Here is a 20,008-nt window from a genome sequence, read left to right as displayed (position 1 = left end):
CCGCGCACCGACCGCCGGGGAGCGATTTCCCGCACCGTGCGCGGCACAACCCGTCTGTGGCGCCATACGCCGCGCGAGACCGGGCCGGCCGGCGCCTTCGGCGCCCCGGTCAGTGGGCGGCCGAGTCCCAGCTGCGGCCGACGCCGACGGAGACCTCGAGCGGTACCGACAGGTCGATGGCGCTCGACATCTGTTCGCGGGCAAGCGATTCCAGCGCCTCCCGCTCACCGGACGCGACCTCGAAGACGAGTTCGTCGTGGATCTGCAGCAGCATGCGCGAACGTAACCCGGCCTCGGCGATGGCGGCCTGGGTGTTGATCATCGCGACCTTGATGATGTCGGCGGCGGTGCCCTGGATGGGCGCGTTGAGCGCCATCCGCTCGGCGGCCTCGCGGCGCTGGCGATTGCTGGAATCCAGATCGGGCAGGTAGCGGCGGCGGCCGAACAGCGTCTCGGTGTAGCCCACCTTGCGCGCCTGATCCACGGCGTCGCGCAGGTAGTCGCGAATCGCGCCGAAGCGGGAGAAGTAGACCTCCATCTGCGCCTTCGCCTCTTCGGCACTGATCCGCAGCTGCTGCGAGAGTCCGTAGGCGGACAGGCCGTAGGCCAGACCGTAGGACATCGCCTTGATGCGGCGGCGCATCTCCGGATGCACGTCGGCGATCGGGATGTCGAACGCCTTGGACGCGACGAAACTGTGCAGGTCCTCGCCGGAATTGAACGCCTCGATCAGCCCGGCGTCCTTGGACAGGTGCGCCATGATCCGCATCTCGATCTGGCTGTAGTCCGCCGTCATCAGCGACTCGTAGCCGGGGCCGACGACGAAGGTGTCGCGGATGCGCCGGCCGGTGTCGGTGCGGATCGGGATGTTCTGCAGATTCGGCTCGGTCGAGGACAACCGGCCGGTGGCGGCGATGGTCTGGTTGAACGTGGTGTGGATGCGGCCGTCGTCGGCCACCGACTTCAGCAGCCCGTCCACGGTGACCTTGAGGCGGGTGGCGTCGCGGTGCGCGAGCAGATGTTCGAGGAAGGGATGCTGGGTCTTCTCGAACAGCGACTCCAGCGCGTCGGCATCGGTGGTGTAGCCGGTCTTGGTCCGCTTCGTCTTGGGCATATCCAGTTTGTCGAACAGCACCACCTGCAGCTGCTTCGGCGAACCGAGGTTGATCTGCTCACCGATCACCTCGTAGGCCGCCTCCGCGGCCGAGGCCACCCGGTCGGCGAATTCGCGCTGCAACTGGTCCAGTTTGTCGCAGTCGACGGCGATGCCGGCGTGCTCCAGTTCGGCCAGCACACCCAGTAGCGGCAGTTCCATCTCGGTGAGCAGCGGCACGGATTCGATGCGGTCGAGTTCGGCATCGAACGCCTCGGCCAGATCGGCCACCGCGCGGGCGCGCAGAATCTCGGCCTGGGCCAGTTCGGTGTCGACCTGGTCCTCGTCGTCGAGCAGCGACAGCTGGGCGTCCTCGGCGGCCTCGACCCGCAACTCCCGCGACAGGTACCGCAGCGACAGATCGTCGAGGTTGAAGGTGCGCTGCCCGGGGCGGACCAGATAGGCCGCGAGCGCGGTATCGCTGGTGAGCCCCGCCAGCCGCCAGCCGCGCCCGCGCAGAGCGTGGATGGCGGCCTTGGCCTCGTGCACCGCCTTCGGGGTGCCGGCGTCGGCGAGCCAGCGGCCGAGGGCGAGCTCGTCCTCCGGGGTCAGCGCGACCACGTCGAAGTAGCCACCCTCTCCGTCGGCGGCGGCGATCGCGATCGCCTTCACATCCCCCTGGACGGGCGTGGTCGTGCCCACGATCGACACACCGTGGCGCACACCGGCTTTCGCGTGTTCGGCCAGCCAGTCGGCGACGGCGCCGGGCGCGACCGGACCGCCGCTGATCTCGAAACCGCTCTCGGCCTCCGGCTCCGGCGGCGCCAGCGTCTCGAACAGCCGGTCCCGCAGCACCCGGAATTCGAGATCGTCGAACAGGCGGTGGATCTTGTCGCGGTCCCACGGCTGCTGCGCCAGCTGCTCCGGGGTGTACGGCAGCGGAACATCCTTGACCATCTCGGTGAGCTGCCGGTTGAGCACCACACTGGACAGGTTCGCGCGCAGGGCGTCGCCGACCTTGCCGCGCACCTCGTCGACCCGCTCGACCAGGGTGGGCAGATCGCCGAATTCGCGAATCCACTTGGTGGCGGTCTTCTCCCCCACGCCCGGGATGCCGGGCAGGTTGTCGCTCGGGTCGCCGCGCAGAGCCGCGAAATCCGGGTACTGGGCGGGGGTCAGGCCGTACTTCTCCTCGACCGCCTCCGGCGTGAAACGGGTGAGTTCGGAGACGCCCTTCTTCGGGTACAGCACGGTGACGTCGGGGTTGACCAGCTGCAGCGAATCCCGGTCGCCGGTGACGATGAGCACCCGGAAGCCTTGCGGCACAGCCTGAGTCGCGAGGGTGGCGATGATGTCGTCGGCCTCGTAGCCTTCGATGGCCATCACCGGGATGCCGAGCGCGCCCAGCACCTCCTGGGTGATCTCCACCTGCCCGCGGAATTCGTCGGGGGTGGTGATGCGGTTGGCCTTGTACTCCGGATAGGCCTCGACCCGGAAGGTCTTCCGGCTGACGTCGAACGCGGCCGCCACATGGGTGGGCCGTTCGTCGCGCAGCAGGTTGATCAGCATGGCGGTGAAGCCGTAGACGGCGTTGGTGGTCTGCCCGGTGACGGTTTTGAAGTTCTCCGCCGGTAGCGCGTAGAAGGCGCGGTAGGCCAGGGAATGGCCGTCCAGCAACAACAGCGTGGGCCGCTCGCCGGGAGCACCCGGCGCCGTACTGCCGGCTTTCGGCGCGGCCGCTGCGGCGGTGGTGGACGACACACTGCCCTGACGCTGATCGGTGGAGGCTGGAGTCACGGCACAGAGTCTAGGGATATCCACCGACATCCCCGGCCACCGGGCACGGACCGACATGTGTCGCGTTCGAATTCGCGCACGCGGATACGGTGCCCGCTTTCACGCCGGCCACATCCGCCCCACCGGACCGGCAGCGAGGTCGTGCACAAGCTCGCCGAGGTCCGCGGTTTTCCCGCGTCGGTGCCGGAGTTCGCCCGGGGAGCTCACCCGAAGCCCACGAGCGAGCCCGCCGACGGCGCGGGCCGCGACCCGACCACTCCCGCGCTCGACCGGCACGCGAGCCGCGGCCGACCACAGGGGCGATCAGGACTTCGGCGCGAGATTCTCCAGGACGACCTCCGCGACCGCCTTCATGGTGGTGCGACGATCCATCGCGGTGCGCTGGATCCATTTGAACGCCTGCGGTTCCGACAGCCCCTGCGTCTGCATCAGCACGCCCTTGGCACGCTCGACCAGTTTGCGGGTCTCCAGGCGGTCGGACAGATTCGCGACCTCCTGTTCCAGCGCCGAGATCTCGTGAAAACGGCTGGCCGCCAACTCGATCGCGGGCACCAGATCCGATTTCGTGAACGGCTTCACCAGATAGGCCATCGCACCCGCGTCGCGCGCCCGCTCGACCAGGTCACGCTGGCTGAACGCGGTCAGGATCACTACGGGCGCAACACGTTTGGAGGCGATCTCACCGGCGGCATCGATACCGTCGCGCCGCGGCATCTTCACATCCATGATGACCAGATCGGGGCGCAGTTCCACGGCCAGGTCGACCGCCTGCTGGCCGTCGCCGGCCTCACCCACCACCTGGTAGCCCTCCTCGGAGAGCATCTCCACAAGGTCCATCCGGATGAGCGCCTCGTCCTCGGCCACCACGACACGCTTCGCGGCAACCGGCGCGTCCTGCTTCGCGCCCGCGCCCCCTGCATTCGTTCCCATAGACAGACCCCTCGATATTCCGATGCCGACACCCGATGTGCGCCTCCGGTCCCACCCTGTCACCGGTCACGCACGCCGAGTGTCCTAAAGCGTACCGTTCAACTTCGCTCACAACCCATCTACCCAGCGGGAACCCGCCCGCGCGGCACCGATTCGGTAACCTGGGCACCCACCGGCTATCATTTCCTCCCGGTGCGCCGAGTTGGCGGAACTGGCAGACGCGACGGTCTCAAAAACCGTTGTCCTCACGGACGTGTGGGTTCGAGTCCCACACTCGGCACCATCGTCGGCGGTCCGATCGGGCCGCTTTTGTCGTATTCGAACCGAATCGGCAGGATGACCCGTGACTACGCGTAGGGTGGTGCACACGACCCCGGGCAGGAGGAGGTCGCGCGTATGCGGGTGAACCGGCTCACCGCGGATCTTTCGGGATATCCCGATCTGGTGGTGATCTATCTGGGGATGCGGGTGCGGACCCCGCGGGGGGTGTTGCGTCTGCTCGGCTTGGGGCCGAAACTGTATCGCTCCCATCGTGATCGGCCGGATGGCCTGTTGCGGCACGAGGACATCATCTGGTCGCTGTTCCCGCCGCACTGGGGCGCCCGCCAATACTGGCGCGACCTGGACAGCCTGGAGCGCTGGACCCGTTCCCAGCCGCATCGCGACTGGTGGCAGCGGTTTCTGCGCGACTCCGGCGGCACCGGGTTCTGGCACGAGGCCTATTTCCTGCGCGGCGGCATCGACACCATGTACGACGATATGACCACGCCCACCGGGCTGGGCGCCTTCGCTCCGACCCGGTCCATGCGCGGACCGCTGTTCAGTGCGCGCGGCCGGGCCCAGGACAACGCCACGCGCGCCGGCGCGGACAACGCGCATCTCGGCACCGAACCGACGGTCGCCCCGGTCGTCGAGGAAGCCTCCTACTATCGAAACGCTTACGGCGCCGAAGGTTCCGACACGGATCGGCAGCCGTAGCGCCTCATCCGCCGCCCAGCCGGTCAGCGAAAATTCGGCAAACGGTCGAACGTGACGCGCTACCGGCAGCTGAACATCGCGTTAAATAAGCGGTTTTCGGCCGTCCTCGGCTTCTGCCGGGGCCCGCGGCGACCTACCGTATCGGTCATGCACGTCCTGTTCGTCTGCTCCGGCAACGTCTGCCGCTCGGTGATCGCCGAACGTCTGACCCGCGCCGTCGCGGCCGAACACGGTCTCGACGACCTGACCGCCGAGAGCGCCGGTACCCGCGCGCTCGTCGGCTTCGGCGTCGATCCGCTTGCGGCACAGACCATCACAGGCCTCGGCGCGGATCCCGGCAACTTCTCAGCACGCAAGTTGAAGCCGGAGATGGTCACGCGCGCGGACCTCGTGCTGGCGATGACCGAGCAGATCCGCGACCACATCATCGACCTGGTTCCGGCCGCCCGGCCGCGGACCTTCACACTGCTCGAGGCCTACCGGGTGACGAAGGTCTCCGGCGCCCGCACGATCGCCCAGATCGACAGTGCGCGAAACGATCTCGCGCTGGTGGGCCGGGAGAACATCGCCGACCCGGTGGGATTGTCGAGCGAAAAGTACTGTGCCGTCGGCGATCGGATCGCCGAAACGCTGGTCCCGCTGCTGCTCGCCCTGCACCCCCATCGCGACGCGGGCCGCACGGAGTCCGGCCGGCCCCGGCTGGTGCTGCTGCCCGGTGGACGTATCGAAACCCCGCCCTGGGGTATCGAGCCCGTGCGAATCGGCCGCCACGCCTGAACAATCCGGCGCCGGGCATGCCGCCCTCCCGCGGAGCGGGATCCGGGGTTAGACTCCCCGCGGTAACTGCCGACGCCGATGGTTCGACACCGGAACAGGACACAGACATGCCGAAACGAATTTCGGATGTTTCACTCCATGTTTACGTCACACCGGAAACGCTCGACCGCGTCGTGCACACCGTGCGCTGCGTGGTCGACGACCACCTCGCCGAGCACGATGTTTTCGCCTGGCGCTTCACCCTGCCCGTCGACGCCGATCAACCCGGCCATACGGTCCTGGAGACCCAGTGGCGCCTGGAACACCCCCACCGCGACCCTGGCTCGCGGCGCACCTACGAGATAGCGCTCAGCCTGGTGGGCGATCCCGATCAGCTGACCGAATCCGGCCTGGCCGCACTCGAGCATCGACTGGTCCTCGGGATCGCCACCACCGCCGACGCCGTCCCCTACACGATTCACGCGCTCCATCGCGACAGTTACGACTTCGACGAGAACCGCGAACGCCTCTGATACCGGCGCTCCCGGCGCTCAGCGCTACTTGCGCGCCGGGAAGTGCCTGATCACGCCTTCCTGCACGACGGTGGCCAGCAGCTCGCCGGCCCGCGAATAGAAGTGACCGGTGGCCAGGCCGCGCGAACCGGCGGCCACCGGTGACTGCGTCGCGTACAGGGCCCAGTCGTCGAAGCGGAACGGACGGTGGAACCAGATCGAATGATTCACCGTGGCGGCCACGATCCGGTCGTGGCCCCACGACAGCCCGTGCGTGGTGATGATCGAATCCAGCACCGTGGTGTCGGACGAATAACCCAGCGTCGCCACGTGGATCAGCGGATCGTCGGGCAGTTCACCGTCGGCCTTCATCCACACGCGATTGTGGTTGAGGGTGCCGCCGGTGCCCTTGAGGATCCAGGCCGGATCGTTGGTGTAGCGCATGTCGATCGGATGCGGTGCCTGCACGAACATCTGCAGTTTGTCCTCGAACCCGGAGAAGGACTCCTCCACCCGGGGCAGGCCGTCCGGATCGGGCACCTGCGGCTGCGGGCTGGCGTGTTCCAGGCCCTTGGCCCAGTCCTGGAACGCCGCCAGCATCACGAACAGTTCCTGATCGTCCTGATACGCCGTGACCGTGCGGTTGGCGAACGCACGTCCGTCCCGATGGCGTTCGACCCGGTATTCGATCGGTTTGCGCACGTCGCCGCCGCGCACGAAATGAGCGTTGACCGCATGCACCGGGCGCCCCGGTCCGACCGTGCGGCCGGCCGCGATGATCGCCTGCGCCACCAGCTGGCCGCCGAAGGTGCGACTCCACACCTTCTCCGGATGGTGACCGAGGAAGACGTCCTCGCCGATCTCCTCGAGTTCGAGCAGGCCGAGCAGGACGGCGAGATCGCCGCCGCTCTCACGGCCGGTGCCGACCGATTCGCCCAGTGATGCACTCACCTCAGTGGTCCTCCTCGCCGATGCGATGCACGTGGATCAGGTTCGTGGAGCCGACGGTACCCGGCGGGGAGCCGGCCACGATCACCACGAGATCGCCCTTGGCGTAGCGATTCAGCGACAGCAGTTCCTTGTCGACCTGGCCGATCATCTCGTCGGTGGTACCGACCGGCGGGACGATGAAGGTTTCCACACCCCAGGTCAGCGCCAGCTGGCTGCGGACCTCCGGCAGCGGAGTGAACGCCAGCAGCGGCAGCGTGGTGTGCAGGCGGGCCAGCCGGCGCACGGTGTCACCGGACTGGGTGAAGGCCACCAGCGCCTTGGCGTTGAGCCGCTCGCCGATATCGCGGGCCGCGTAGGAGATCACGCCGCGCTTGGTCCGCGGGACGTGGGTCAGCGGCGGCACCCGGGTCGAGGATTCCGATTCCACGGCGTGCACGATGCGCGCCATCGTCCGCACCGTTTCGATCGGATACTGGCCGACCGAGGTCTCGCCGGAGAGCATGACCGCGTCGGCGCCGTCGAGCACAGCGTTGGCGACATCGGAGGCCTCGGCGCGGGTCGGGCGGGAGTTGCCGATCATCGACTCCAGCATCTGGGTGGCGACGATGACGGGTTTGGCGTTCTCCCTTGCCATCTGGATCGAGCGCTTCTGCACCAGCGGCACCTGCTCGAGCGGCAGTTCGACGCCGAGGTCGCCGCGAGCCACCATGATCGCGTCGAAGGCGAGCACGATCGCCTCGAGATTGTCGATGGCTTCGGGCTTTTCGAGTTTGCCGATCACCGGCACCCGACGGCCGACGCGATCCATGATGTCGTGGACCAGCTCGACGTCCGACGGCGACCGCACGAACGACAGGGCGATGAAGTCCACACCGAGCCGCAGGGCGAATTCCAGATCCTCGATGTCCTTCTCGGACAACGCCGGAACGGAAACGTCCATACCCGGCAGCGAGACACCCTTGTTGTTGGAGACCGGGCCGCCCTCGGTGACGCGGCACACCACGTCGTTGCCCTCGACGCGGACCACGGTCAGCCCGACCTTGCCGTCGTCGACGAGCAGCCGGTCACCGGCCTTGGCGTCCTCGGACAGCTGTTTGTAGGTGGTGGAGACGCGATCGTGGGTGCCTTCCACGTCGTCGACCGTGATCCGCACCTCCTCGCCCGTCGCCCACACGGTGCGGCCCTCGATGAACCGGCCCAAGCGGATCTTCGGCCCCTGCAGGTCGGCCAGGATGCCGACCGCACGACCCATCTGCTCGGCGGCGTGCCGCACCTTGTGATAGTTCTCGGCGTGATCGGCGTGTTCTCCGTGACTGAAATTCAACCGGGCCACGTCCATGCCACTGTCGACAAGTTCACGGATCCGGTCCTCGGTGGCGGTGGCCGGCCCGAGGGTGCACACAATCTTTGTCCGTCGCATCACGAGCCGAGCCTAGTCCTGCCGCCGCAGTGGCGCTGATCGGCACTCCCGCCACTGCCAATCGACGAAAATATGACGCACATCACATATTCGACCGGCATGGTCGTCACTCCTGCAAGGGACGGTTGTACGGATCGCGAACCTTGCCGGTCAGGATCAAAATCGCGTCGATGAACGGCCAGATTCCGCCCAGACCGCAGGTGAACAGCGTGACCAGGAGCTGGGCGACGCCGATGCCGGTGTAGCCGAGATAGAACCGGCCGATCCCGAGGCCACCGACGAACAGTTGCAGCAGCCCGGCGGTCAGCTTCGATTTGTCCGAGAACGGTTCGCCGTACATGTTGCGCCCGTACGGCGCCTCCGGGTCCATGCCGTAGGGCGCGGGCGGGTAGCCGGGGCCCGGGGCGTACGGCTGGGCGTACGGGTCTGCGGGCTGGCCGTAGGGCTGGCTGTAGCCGGCCGGCCCGTAGGGGCCCGGTTGCCCGCCTCCGTAGGGGCCGGATTGGCCGTAGCCGCCCGGATTTCCCGGCCCGGTACCCGGAGCCCCGTACTGCGGGCCGTAGCCGGGCTGCGGCTGATAGGGGTCGGTCACGAAGTCCTCCTGATTCGAGCGGTCGGCCCGCTCAGCTCTTGTCCGCCTTCTTCCGGCCCGGCTTACCCGACTCGCCCTCGGCCCGCTGATCGCTGTTCCCGGCGGTGGTGACACCGGCCGCATCCTTGTCATCGGCGGGCGGATCCAGTTCGTTGCCGGTCGCCTCGGTACCGGTCTTCACCGAATCGGACGGGCCGGCGGTGGACTCGCCCGATTCGTCGGATGCGGAGGTGGCGGGCGCGGATTCGGATTCGGCAGCTTTCTCCGTTTTCGCGTCTTCGTCCGATTTCTCGCCGGCGGCGGATTCGCCGGCCGAGGCGGCAGGTGCGCTCTCGGCGGCGGCTTCCTGTCCGGCGGCGCCGTACCGACGCAACGCACCCCACTGCCACGGCCAGGGGCGCTCACCGCCGGAGGCGAGCTGGGCGGCGGTCTCGCGACCCTTGGTGGCGAGGGCGAAATACGCCAGCGCGCAGAGGAATACGATCGCCGAGGTGTAGGAGTTGACCCGGATGCCGAAGATGTGGGTGGCCTCGTCGTCGCGCAGCAGCTCGACCCAGAAGCGGCCGAAGGTGTAGATCGCCACGTACAGGGCGAACAAGCGACCGTGGCCGATCCGCCAACGTTTGTCGACCATCACCAGCACCAGAACGCCGAGCAGATTCCAGATCAGCTCGTAGAGGAAGGTCGGCTGCACAATCTTCTCCACCACGCCGGTGGAAACGCCGTTCATCATGTCCAGCCGGCCGTCGGAATCGAACCGCAGATAGATCTCGAGGCCCCACGGCAGATCGGTCTTGCGGCCGTAGAGTTCCTGATTGAAGTAGTTGCCCAGGCGGCCGATGGCCTGCGCGAGCAGAATCGCCGGGGCGATGGCATCGCCGAAGGCGGGCAACGGAATTCGATACACCCGGCAGCCGATCCAGGCGCCGACACCGCCGAGCAGCACGGCACCCCAGATGCCGAGACCGCCCTCCCAGATCTTCAGCGCGTTGATCGGATGCCCGCCGGCGCCGAAGTACTTCTCCCAGTCGGTGGCCACGTGATAGAGCCGGCCGCCGACGAGTCCGAACGGCACCGCGAACATCGCCACGTCGAGCACCTTGCCCTGCTCGCCGCCGCGCTCGCGCCAGCGCCGCTCACCCCACCAGATCGCGACGATGATGCCGATGATGATGCAGATCGCATAGGCGCGCAGCGGGAACGGCCCCACATCCCATACGCCTCGCGGCGGACTGGGAATATAGGCCAGTATTGCCCCACCGTGCACATCGACGCCGTCTGCCAGGACTGGAAAAGTCACGGGCCCCACCGTAACGGAGGGGGCGCGCGCCGCCCAGTTCGCGTCTCCGATCAGCTGGCGACAGTCGCCGAACGCACGCCCTCGGCCAGTTCCGCGGTGAGCTTGCGGACCTGGTCCAGTCCCTGTCCCGCGGCCGTGACCAGCGCCGAGCCGACGATCACTCCGTCGGCGTAGGAAGCGATTTCGGCCGCCTGCGCACCGCTGCGCACACCGAGGCCGACACCGACCGGGATATCGGAGTGGGCACGCACCCGCGCGCACAGTTCCGGCGCGGCGGAGGACACCGCGTCGCGGGCGCCGGTGACGCCCATGGTGGAGGCGGCGTAGAGAAATCCGCTACTGGCCTCGATGGTCTTGACCAGGCGCTCCTCGGTGGAGGAGGGAGCAACCAGGAAGATGCGGTCCAGATCGTGGACGCGGGAGGCCTCGAACCACTCCCCCGCCTCCTCGGGAATCAGGTTGGGGGTGATCAGCCCGAGACCGCCGGCCGCGGCGAGATCGCGGGAGAAACGATCGACGCCGTATTGCAGCACCGGATTCCAGTAGGTCATCACCACGGCATTGCCCCCGGCGGCGGTGATCGCCTCGACGACACCGAAGACGTCCCGCACCCGCACGCCGCCGCGCAGGGCCTGCTCGGTGGCGGCCTGGATGGTGGGGCCGTCCATCACCGGATCGGAATAGGCGATACCGACTTCGATGATGTCGCAACCGGATTCGACCATCGCGGTGCACACGTCGATGGATCCGGCCAGGTCCGGGTAGCCCGCGGGCAGATATCCGATCAGCGCGGCGCGGCCCTCGCCGCGGCTGGCCGCGAAGGTCGATTCCAGACGGCTCACGAGCGATTCTCCTCCGTGGCGGCAGCGTCGTCGAACAGGCCGAACCAGCGCGCCGCGGTATCCATGTCCTTGTCGCCGCGTCCGGACAGATTCACCAGAATGATTGCGCTGGAACCCAATTCACGGCCCAGCTGCAACGCGCCGGCCACCGCGTGCGCCGATTCGATGGCCGGGATGATGCCCTCGGTGCGCGAGAGCAGCAGCAGCGCGTCCATCGCCTCGGTATCGGTGATCGGCCGGTACTCGGCGCGGCCGATGTCCTTCAGGTAGGCGTGTTCGGGGCCGACGCCGGGATAGTCCAGACCGGCGGAGATGGAATGCGATTCGATGGTCTGGCCGTCCTCGTCCTGCAGCAGGTACGAGTAGGCGCCCTGGAATGCTCCCGGCCGGCCGCCGGCGAAAGTCGCCGCGTGCCTGCCGGTTTCGACGCCGTCGCCGGCCGCCTCGTAGCCGATCAGCCGCACGCCCTCGTCGTCGAGGAACGGGTGGAAGATGCCGATCGCGTTCGATCCACCGCCCACGCACGCCACGACGGCATCGGGCAGCCGGCCGGTCTGCGCCTGCACCTGCACCCGCGCCTCGAGGCCGACGACGCGCTGGAAATCGCGCACCATCAGCGGGAACGGATGCGGGCCCGCCGCGGTGCCGAAGCAGTAGTAGGTTTCCGACGCGTTGGTGACCCAGTCGCGCAGCGCCTCGTTGATCGCGTCCTTCAACGTCTGCGAGCCGGTGGTCACCGAGACCACCTCGGCGCCGAGCAGCCGCATCCGCGCGACGTTGAGCGCCTGGCGCGCGGTGTCGACCGCGCCCATGTAGATCACGCATTCGAGGCCGAGCAGCGCACAGGCGGTGGCCGTCGCGACACCGTGCTGACCGGCGCCGGTTTCGGCGATCACCCGGGTCTTGCCCATCCGCTGGGCGAGTAGCGCCTGGCCCAGCACATTGTTGATCTTGTGCGAGCCGGTGTGGTTCAGATCCTCGCGCTTGAGCAGGATGCGAGCGCCGCCGGCGTGTTCGGAGAGCCGCTTGCATTCGAAGACCGGCGAGGGCCGGCCCGCGTAATCGCGCTGCAGCCGGTCGAGTTCGGCCAGGAAATCGGGATCCAGGCGGGACTTGTCGTATTCGGCGGTGACCTCTTCGATCACCGCCATCAGCGCCTCGGGCACGTGCCGGCCGCCGTAGACGCCGAAGTGGCCGCCGAGATCCGGTTCGTGGCTGCGGTGGGTGACGCCCTCGCTGGCCTGGGGCAGCGGCTCGTGCACGCCGGTCATCGGGTGACACCCCGCCGCAGCGGACGCGGGCAGGACGGATGGGTACCCGCGGTCACCAGCTCGGAGACGGCGGCACGCGGATCGCCGCTGGTCACGAGGCTCTCGCCGACCAGAACCGCGTCGGCGCCGGCACCGGCGTAGGCGAGCAGGTCGGCGGTGCCGCTGACGCCGGATTCGGCGACCCGGATGACCTCGGTGGGCAGTCCGGGCGCGATGCGGGCGAAGACGTCGCGATCGACCTCGAGGGTCTTCAGGTTGCGGGCGTTCACGCCGATGACCGAGGCGCCGGCGGTCAGTGCCCGATCGGCTTCCTCCTCGGTGTGCACCTCGACCAGCGCGGTCATGCCCAGCGATTCGGTGCGATCGATCAGCGAGGCCAGCACGTCCTGTTCCAGGGCGGCCACGATCAGCAGGATCACGTCCGCGCCGTGGGCGCGCGCCTCGTGGATCTGGTACGGGCCGACGACGAAGTCCTTGCGCAGGATCGGCACGTCGACGACCGCGCGGACCGCGTCCAGATCGTCGAGCGAGCCGTGGAAGCGGCGGCCCTCGGTGAGCACGCTGATGATGCGCGCGCCACCGTCCTCGTAGGACTTCGCCAGGCTGGCCGGGTCCGGGATGTCGGCGAGCTCACCCTTCGAGGGGCTGGCGCGCTTGACCTCGGCGATGACTCCGATCCCGTCCGCGTGCAGAGCGGCCAGCGCATCGCGCGGCGAGGGTACCGCGGCGGCGGCCTTCTTGACGGCCTGGAAATCCAGGAGGGCTTCCCGAGCGGCCACATCCGCACGGACCCCGTCGAGAATCGAGTCGAGTACCGTCATCTGGCTCGAATCCTTTCTGGGGAGACGGACTTGCTACCTGAGAATCCCCCCAGGTGCTGTCTCACCGATGCTGATAAAGAGTAAATGGAAGGGTAAGCCGAGCCGACGGCGGGGTGTGACGCCTGCCGCCCGGCGTGGCGTGGTAGGGCGCTCATCGGCCCGGCTCGTCGTCGGTCGGGTCGGCGCCCGCATCGAGCGCGTCCCACAGCACGCGCTGCGAGAGTTCGCCCGGCTCCGGTTCCGGGGTGTGCGGCGAGGACTTCGGCGTCGCCGTCCGCGGTGCGTCGGTGGCCGCGGCGGCCGATTCCGGATCACCCGTGCGGCGCAATTCGGCGACCTGTTCGGCGGCCGCGGCCCGGCGGAACACCGGATTGTCGTACTTACCCGACATGCGGGCGGTCGTTTCGGGCATGCGGGCCAGCAGGACTCCGGCGGCGAAGGCCGCGAGCGCACCGACGACGCTGAGTGCGGCCGGGAACGTGGCCGCCGTGGCGGCGTCGACGTGCGCGCGGGCGGGCAGTTCGGCGAGCCGGGCGGCCCGTTCGGCGATCTTGCCGTGCTGGGTCAGCAGCGCCAGGCCGGGCACCGCGGCGACGGCGGCGACCAGCGCCACCACCACCCCGATCAGCCGGCGCAGCCAGCCCTTGGTGGCGAAGACGGCCGCGATCGAGGCCAGCAGCACCAACGCCAGCGGCGTGAGCGCGCCGAACCAGAGGCCGCCGTTGAGAAGCTGGGTGCGCGGTTCGGTCAGACCGTCGGAGGACCGCAGGGTCACCCAGGTCATGCGCGAGGCGCCCCACAGCGCGGCCGCGCCGACGGCCAGCAGGAGGACCGGCAGTACCGGGCGGGCGCGTTTGCCGGGCACGCTGTCGGCGCCGCCCGCATCCGTCTCGGGGACATAGCGGTCGGGGTCACCGCCGGGAGGCACCTGCGCGGCGGCGTCGTCGAGGCGGGAGCCGCCATCGGCTTGTCCGGCACCCGACCGGACGGCCTCGCCCTCGGGGCCGCTCTGCATCGGCGCGCGCTGTGCCGCAGAGATGTCGGCATCGGACTGCCGCGGGCGCACTGCCGCATCGGCCGCAGACGCGTCGTTCGCGCCGGGCGCGGGCCTCACCTCCGGCTGGTCCTGCGAATGTCGTTGGGCTGGTTCGGATTCCGGGTTACTCATAGCAGGGTGCCGTCGGGTTCGGAGGTGAAGGTGCGTACGGTGCGGGCGGCCGCGACGGCCTTGAGAACGGCCATCGCCTTGTTGCGCGATTCCTCGTCCTCGTAGTCGGGCTGGGAATCGGCGACGATGCCGGCACCGGCCTGCACATAGGCGATGCCGTCCTTGAGCAGCGCGGTGCGGATCGCGATCGCGGTATCGGCGTCGCCGGCGAAGTCGAGGTAGCCGACGACCCCGGCGTAGACGCCGCGGCGGGTGGGCTCGTTCTCCTCGATCAACTCCATGGCCCGCACCTTGGGCGCACCCGAGAGCGTGCCGGCCGGGAAGCAGGCGCGTACGGCATCGAGGGCGATGCGACCGGCCGCCAGCCGCCCGGTCACCGTCGACACCAGATGCATCACGTGGCTGTAGCGCTCGATGTGGCGGTATTCGGTGACGCGCACGGTGCCCGGCTCGCACACCCGGCCCAGGTCGTTGCGACCCAGGTCGACGAGCATGAGGTGTTCGGCGTTCTCCTTCTCGTCGGAGAGCAGATCCTTCTCGAGCAGCACATCGTCCTCTTCGGTGGCGCCACGCCACCGGGTGCCGGCGATCGGATGTGTCGTCGCCACACCGTCTTTGACCGTCACCAGCGATTCCGGACTCGATCCGACGATGGAGAAGGCGGTGCCGCCCGCACCGTCGGGAATGTGCATCAGATACATGTACGGGCTCGGATTCGAGGCGCGCAGCATCCGGTACACATCGCGCGGTTCGCCGTCGAAGTCCATCTCGAACCGCTGCGACAACACCACCTGGAACGCCTCGCCGGCCTCGATCTCGCCGACCAGCCGCCGCACGCCCGCACCGAAGTCCTCGCTGGTGCGGCGGCGGATGTAGTCCGGTTCGGGACGATCGAAGACGGACACGGTCGATTCGGCGGGTGCGGCCAGCGCCGCGGTCATCCGGTCGAGCCGGGCGACGGCGTCGTCGTAGGCCTCGTCGACACGCTCGTCGGTGCCGTTCCAGTTCACCGCGTTGGCGATCAGGGTGATGGCGCCCTCGTGATGGTCGAAGGCGGCCAGATCCGCGGCCAGCAGCAGCACCATCTCCGGGACCCGCAGATCGTCGGCGGTCAGTTCCGGCAGGCGTTCGATACGACGCACGATGTCGTAGCCCAGATAGCCGACCAGCCCACCGGTCAGCGGCGGCAGGCCGGGCAGGCGCTCGGTGCGCAGCAGTTCCAGGGTGTCGTGCAGCGCCTCCAGCGGATCGCCGCCGGCCGGGGCGTCGGCGGGAGTGGCGCCCAGCCAGGCCGCCTGGCCGTCGACGACCGTCAGCGCGGTGGGGCTGCCGGCGCCGATGAACGACCAGCGCGACCACGAACGACCGTTCTCGGCCGACTCCAGCAGGAAGGTGCCCGGCCGGTCCGCGGCCAGCTTCCGATAGGCGGACAGCGGGGTCTCCGAATCCGCCAGCACCTTGCGCGTCACCGGCACCACCCGGTGCGCGGCCGCGAGCACGCGGAACTGGTCCCGAGTGGTGGTGGTTGCGGTTTCCGGACGGTCGAATGCGGCGCCGTGCATATCGCTCATCATTCCAGTCGGCCGCAACCGAGATTTCCTGGCCCCGCCGCGACCCCCGCGATCCGCGGCGGGTACCGGGCGACCGTGCCGCCCGGTACCCTCGCGACTGTGAAAAAAGGCCAGCGCGCACCCGGGTTCGAACTTCCCGATCAGACCGGCACCGTCCGGTCGCTCGATGCGTTGCTGGCAGACGGGCCGTTGACGCTGTTCTTCTTCCCCGCCGCCAATACTCCCGTGTGCACCGCCGAGGCCTGCCATTTCCGTGATCTGACAAGCGAATTCGCGGCCCTGGGCGCGAGTTGCGCGGGAATCAGCACCGATTCGGTCGACACCCAAGCCGGTTTCGCGCAGGCGCAGACCCTCGGCTATCCGCTGCTGTCCGATCGCGACGGCGCGGTGGCGGAACGGTTCGGCGTCAAGCGTTCCGGGGCGATCGGCGGTCTGCTCGGCAACTTCCTGCCGGTGAAGCGGCAGACCTTCGTGATCGACACCGACCGCACGGTACTCGCGGTGATCTCGGGCGAACTGCGCGCGAACGTCCACGCCGACGCCGCGCTGGCCGCCCTGCGCGAGCACCGGGCCTGAATCGACTACTGGACACACCCTGGGCCGCCTCCGGGTGCACGGCCGCCTTTGCCCTGGTGAGAGCGCACTGACGGCCTGATACGACACGATTCTCCCGGCGTCGGCGCGCGCCTCGCGCATACGCTGGATTCATGACATCGACGAGCTCCCTCACGAACTCCGGGACCAAACCCCGAGCCACCGTGTGGCGGAATCGAGCCCTCGGCCTGCTCGCGGTCATCATCGTGCTGGTCGTCGCCTATTTCGTGCTGTCGGCCTTCATTCCGCGCTGGTGGGCGCAGCGGATCGCCGGTATGTCCGGGCACGGCAGCTTCGCCCAGGGCATCTGGTCGGGCCTGGCGATCGGGTTCCTGTGCACGCTGATCCCCCTGCTGCTCCTACTGGGCGCGGTGCGGGTATGGCGCACCCGAGCCGGCAAATTCGCCGCCGGCGCCGCGGCGGTGCTGGCGTTGATCGTGGCCCTGCCCAATCTGATGACGCTGACCATCGTGCTGGGCGGTAACAGCGCCGCGCACGCCGGGGAACGCGTGCTCGACGTCGACGCGCCCGGCTTCCGCGGCGCCTCACTGGTCGGCGCCGTCGTGGCGGCCGCGATCTTCGTGGTACTGCTCGTGCTACTGCTACGCAAACAATGGCGAGCACGCTCGGCCCGCCGCGCCGAAGCCGGCGTGGTCACCGCGCCGGACACTGCTAACGACACGCGTCCACCAGGCGATATCAGGGAGTGAACCGACAGCGTCGTGATCGCGCCCCGGCGTGATCGCTGTCACGTCATCGGCAACCGGGCTGACCAGCGAGCGAAGTCGTGGCAAACTTGTTGGTCGCGAGTGACGGTGAACCGAGATTTGCGTCACTGGGCTGCAAGAGAGGGCGCGAAGTGACGGAATGGCTCAATCCCACCGAACGGCGAGCGTGGCGGACTCTGGTCGCGCTGACGACGCGATTACCGGCGGCAATGGACACCCAGCTGCAACGCGAAGCCGGTATGACGCATTTCGAGTATTTCCTCATGGCACTGCTGTCCGAGGAGCCCGGACATCGCCTGCAACTCAGCGAACTGGCCAATAGGGCAAATGCTTCGCTATCACGGCTGTCGCATGTGGTGACGAAGCTGGAACGGCTGGGCTGGGCGCGCCGCGACGTGGTGCGCGGCCGCCGCGGCGCCTATGCGGTGCTCACCGACGAGGGTTTCGAACAGGTACAGAAGGCCACCCCGGCCTACCTGGAAGGCGTGCGGGGGCTGGTGTTCGACGGCATCGACGACGAGCAGGTCGAACAGCTGCTCACTCTCGGTGAGGCGCTGGTAGCGCAGCTCGACGCGGGCCTGTCCCGGGGCATCGGGCGCGCCGACGGACTCCCCGACCCGCCGGCCACCGAGGCGACGGCCGGCGCCGCCCGCTGACCGGTTCAGCTCGCGTCGGCGAGCAGCAGATCCCCGTCCCAGCAGGTGTGGGTGCCGGTGTGGCAAGCCGCGCCCTGCTGGTCGACGATCAGCAGCACGGCATCGCCGTCACAGTCCAGCCGCACCTCGTGCACGTATTGCGTATGTCCCGAGGTCTCGCCCTTGACCCAGTACTGCTGCCGCGAGCGCGAATAGTAGGTGGCCTTGCGGGTGGCGAGGGTGCGGGCCAGGGCCTCGTCGTCCATCCACGCCATCATCAGCACATCGCCGGTGCCGCGTTCCTGCGCGATCGCCGCGACCAGCCCCGCCTCGTTGCGCTTGAGCCGGGCGGCGACGGCGGGATCCAAACTCATAGCCATTGTTATACCTGTCCTGTCGGAACTGAGCGTGCTGGGCGGAGGATGCCGTCCGGCCTCAGCGGACGGTGATGCCCTCGGCCCGCATCGCGGATTTGACCTGAGGAATCGTCAGATCGCCGAAGTGGAAGACGCTCGCGGCCAGTACCGCGTCGGCGCCCGTCCGCACCGCGGGCGCGAAATGGTCGACCTCGCCGGCGCCGCCGCTGGCGATGATCGGCACCGAGACCGCGGCCCGCACCGCGCTGATCATCGGCAGGTCGAAACCGCCCTTGGTGCCGTCGGCGTCCATCGAGTTGAGCAGGATCTCGCCGACACCGAGTTCGGCGCCGCGCACCGCCCACTCGACCGCATCGATGCCGGTGCCGCGTTTACCGCCGTGAGTGGTCACCTCCCAGCCGGACGGGGTGGGCGAGCCGGTGTCGGGCACGCGGCGCGCGTCGACCGACAGCACGATGCACTGCGAACCGAAGCGCTGCGACATCTCGCGCAGGATCTCCGGGTTCGCGATCGCCGCGGTGTTCACCGATACCTTGTCCGCGCCCGCGCGCAGCAGCCGGTCCACATCCTCGACGGTGCGCACGCCACCGCCCACGGTGAGCGGGATGAAGATCTGCTCGGCGGTGCGGGTCACCACGTCGATCATGGTGCCGCGATCACCGCTCGAGGCCGTGACGTCGAGGAAGGTCAACTCGTCGGCGCCCTGGGCGTCGTAGGCGGCGGCCAGTTCCACCGGGTCGCCCGCATCGCGCAGATTCTCGAAGTTCACGCCCTTGACCACCCGGCCGGCGTCGACGTCCAGGCACGGAATCACGCGTACCGCCAGTGTCATTGCGTCCCTTCCGAATTCTCGTTGCGCTCGGAGGCGCGGTCGACGGCGCTGTCGATCATGTCCAGTAGCTCTTCGTGCACCCCGGGCGCGGCGGCCAGCACCGACCGCGAGGTGATCGACCATTCGTCGCCGCGCAGATCGGTCACCACACCGCCCGCGGCGCGTACCAGCGCCACTCCGGCGGCGTTGTCCCACGGATGGTGCCCGAAGACGACCGCGCCGCCGAGCACCCCGGACGCGGTGTAGGCCAGGTCGATGCCGGTGGATCCGTGCATGCGCACCCGGCTCGACAGCCGGCTCAGCGCGCCCAGCAGGTCGAAGCGGAACCGGCCCGGGATCCGGCCGTGGGCGTCGATGTTGAACGCGCCGAAGCCGATCATCGCCTCCGCGAGCCGGCCGGGTTCCAAGGGCGGCAACGGTTTTCCGTTGAGCAGCAGCGGCCCGCCGGCCGCCGCGGCGTACCGGCGGTCCAGCAGCGGCAGCCAGGTCAGACCGAGAACGGGCTGTCCGTCGGCCACCAGCGCCAACAGCATCGCCGACAGCGGATGGCCCGCAGAGTAGTTGAAGGTGCCGTCGATGGGATCGAGCACCCAGGCGGTGCCCGAGCTCAGTTCCGGCCCGCCGAATTCCTCGCCGTGCACCGGGATTCCGGTGCGGTCGGCCAGCTGCTGCGACAGGGTGCGCTCGAGTTCCAGATCCAGTGCGGTGGCGAAGTCGCCGCGGCCCTTCTGGACCGCGCTCGGCGCCCCCAACCCTTCGACGAAACGCGGTGCCGCACCGTCCAATATCTCGCTCGCCGTCGCGAGCAGCGCGGCCGGGTCGGAGACGGCGGAGGTCACG

General features: G+C 68.8%; 20 protein-coding genes and 1 tRNA gene. 7 read left to right on the top strand and 14 right to left on the bottom strand.

What is annotated here, in order from left to right; genetic code table 11:
- Positions 1-109: 109 nt before the first annotated feature.
- A complete protein-coding gene (gene polA / locus NN2_RS11670; protein ID WP_439955851.1) occupies positions 110-2,890 on the bottom strand; it encodes a DNA polymerase I in 2,781 nt (926 codons plus the stop codon).
- Positions 2,891-3,193: 303 nt separating this feature from the next.
- Positions 3,194-3,820 (bottom strand): ANTAR domain-containing response regulator, encoded by a 627-nt coding sequence (locus tag NN2_RS11665; protein WP_063013013.1) that lies wholly within the window; start codon positions 3,818-3,820, stop codon positions 3,194-3,196.
- Positions 3,821-4,016: 196 nt separating this feature from the next.
- Here NN2_RS11665 and NN2_RS11660 point away from each other — a divergent pair.
- The 4 genes from NN2_RS11660 (at position 4,017) to NN2_RS11645 (ending at position 6,087) form a co-directional block, all read left to right on the top strand.
- Positions 4,017-4,103: transfer RNA gene (locus tag NN2_RS11660), tRNA-Leu, on the top strand.
- Between the two features lie 113 nt (positions 4,104-4,216).
- Entirely contained in the window at positions 4,217-4,798 is a 582-nt protein-coding gene (locus NN2_RS11655; protein ID WP_063013012.1) for a phenylacetaldoxime dehydratase family protein, read from the top strand.
- Positions 4,799-4,849: 51 nt separating this feature from the next.
- Complete coding sequence (locus NN2_RS11650; RefSeq protein ID WP_369817544.1) at positions 4,850-5,575, top strand: arsenate reductase/protein-tyrosine-phosphatase family protein; 726 nt, start codon at positions 4,850-4,852, stop codon at positions 5,573-5,575.
- 107 nt (positions 5,576-5,682) lie between these two features.
- Positions 5,683-6,087 (top strand): hypothetical protein, encoded by a 405-nt coding sequence (locus NN2_RS11645; protein ID WP_030514626.1) that lies wholly within the window; start codon positions 5,683-5,685, stop codon positions 6,085-6,087.
- 24 nt (positions 6,088-6,111) lie between these two features.
- Here the strand turns inward: NN2_RS11645 and NN2_RS11640 are convergent, their stop codons facing one another.
- The 9 genes from NN2_RS11640 to NN2_RS11600 all read right to left on the bottom strand — a co-directional run bounded on the left by NN2_RS11640 (position 6,112) and on the right by NN2_RS11600 (position 16,005).
- Positions 6,112-7,017 (bottom strand): acyl-CoA thioesterase, encoded by a 906-nt coding sequence (locus tag NN2_RS11640; RefSeq protein ID WP_062966168.1) that lies wholly within the window; start codon positions 7,015-7,017, stop codon positions 6,112-6,114.
- A 1-nt stretch (position 7,018) separates the two neighbouring features.
- Positions 7,019-8,440, bottom strand: a complete 1,422-nt coding sequence (gene pyk, locus NN2_RS11635; protein WP_082856921.1) for a pyruvate kinase — start codon at positions 8,438-8,440, stop codon at positions 7,019-7,021.
- 103 nt (positions 8,441-8,543) lie between these two features.
- Positions 8,544-9,029, bottom strand: coding sequence for a TM2 domain-containing protein (locus NN2_RS11630; protein ID WP_063013008.1), 486 nt, complete (start codon positions 9,027-9,029; stop codon positions 8,544-8,546).
- Between the two features lie 31 nt (positions 9,030-9,060).
- Positions 9,061-10,296: a prolipoprotein diacylglyceryl transferase gene (lgt, locus tag NN2_RS11625; RefSeq protein WP_104406383.1), complete on the bottom strand. Its 1,236-nt coding sequence runs from the start codon at positions 10,294-10,296 to the stop codon at positions 9,061-9,063.
- Positions 10,297-10,379: 83 nt separating this feature from the next.
- Positions 10,380-11,171 carry a tryptophan synthase subunit alpha gene (gene trpA / locus NN2_RS11620; RefSeq protein WP_063013004.1) on the bottom strand — a complete coding sequence of 264 codons (792 nt, stop codon included), beginning with the start codon at positions 11,169-11,171 and terminating at the stop codon, positions 10,380-10,382.
- Positions 11,168-12,442 carry a tryptophan synthase subunit beta gene (trpB, locus tag NN2_RS11615; RefSeq protein ID WP_063013002.1) on the bottom strand — a complete coding sequence of 425 codons (1,275 nt, stop codon included), beginning with the start codon at positions 12,440-12,442 and terminating at the stop codon, positions 11,168-11,170. The genes trpA and trpB overlap by 4 nt, the downstream gene beginning before the upstream one ends.
- Complete coding sequence (gene trpC / locus NN2_RS11610) at positions 12,439-13,263, bottom strand: indole-3-glycerol phosphate synthase TrpC (protein WP_063013000.1); 825 nt, start codon at positions 13,261-13,263, stop codon at positions 12,439-12,441. Before trpC ends, trpB begins: the two co-directional genes overlap by 4 nt.
- A 151-nt stretch (positions 13,264-13,414) precedes the next feature.
- Positions 13,415-14,377, bottom strand: coding sequence for a TIGR02234 family membrane protein (locus NN2_RS11605; RefSeq protein ID WP_369689956.1), 963 nt, complete (start codon positions 14,375-14,377; stop codon positions 13,415-13,417).
- Positions 14,378-14,427: 50 nt separating this feature from the next.
- Entirely contained in the window at positions 14,428-16,005 is a 1,578-nt protein-coding gene (locus tag NN2_RS11600) for an anthranilate synthase component I (protein WP_369817545.1), read from the bottom strand.
- Between the two features lie 96 nt (positions 16,006-16,101).
- Here NN2_RS11600 and NN2_RS11595 point away from each other — a divergent pair, with 96 nt between their 5' ends.
- From NN2_RS11595 to NN2_RS11585, 3 genes are all read left to right on the top strand, one after another.
- A complete protein-coding gene (locus NN2_RS11595; RefSeq protein WP_063012998.1) occupies positions 16,102-16,578 on the top strand; it encodes a peroxiredoxin in 477 nt (158 codons plus the stop codon).
- A 131-nt stretch (positions 16,579-16,709) separates the two neighbouring features.
- Positions 16,710-17,306: a hypothetical protein gene (locus NN2_RS11590; RefSeq protein ID WP_063012996.1), complete on the top strand. Its 597-nt coding sequence runs from the start codon at positions 16,710-16,712 to the stop codon at positions 17,304-17,306.
- A gap of 149 nt (positions 17,307-17,455) precedes the next feature.
- On the top strand, positions 17,456-17,980 hold the full coding sequence (locus tag NN2_RS11585; RefSeq protein WP_227463178.1) for a MarR family winged helix-turn-helix transcriptional regulator: 525 nt from the start codon (positions 17,456-17,458) through the stop codon (positions 17,978-17,980).
- A gap of 5 nt (positions 17,981-17,985) precedes the next feature.
- Here the strand turns inward: NN2_RS11585 and hisI are convergent, their stop codons facing one another.
- The 3 genes from hisI to NN2_RS11570 form a co-directional block, all read right to left on the bottom strand.
- Positions 17,986-18,333, bottom strand: coding sequence for a phosphoribosyl-AMP cyclohydrolase (gene hisI, locus NN2_RS11580; RefSeq protein ID WP_030514639.1), 348 nt, complete (start codon positions 18,331-18,333; stop codon positions 17,986-17,988).
- 61 nt (positions 18,334-18,394) lie between these two features.
- Entirely contained in the window at positions 18,395-19,168 is a 774-nt protein-coding gene (hisF, locus tag NN2_RS11575; protein WP_030514640.1) for an imidazole glycerol phosphate synthase subunit HisF, read from the bottom strand.
- The gene (locus NN2_RS11570) at positions 19,165-20,007 is read right to left on the bottom strand and encodes an inositol monophosphatase family protein (RefSeq protein WP_063012994.1); all 843 of its coding nucleotides are present in this window, start codon (positions 20,005-20,007) and stop codon (positions 19,165-19,167) included. The genes hisF and NN2_RS11570 overlap by 4 nt, the downstream gene beginning before the upstream one ends.
- Between the last annotated feature and the right edge of the window lies 1 nt (position 20,008).

Source organism: Nocardia nova NBRC 15556 (assembly GCF_001613005.1).
Classification (GTDB): Bacteria; Actinomycetota; Actinomycetes; order Mycobacteriales; family Mycobacteriaceae; genus Nocardia; species Nocardia nova.
Note: the sequence above shows the minus strand (reverse complement) of the source record. Positions and strands in the feature narration are given on the sequence as shown.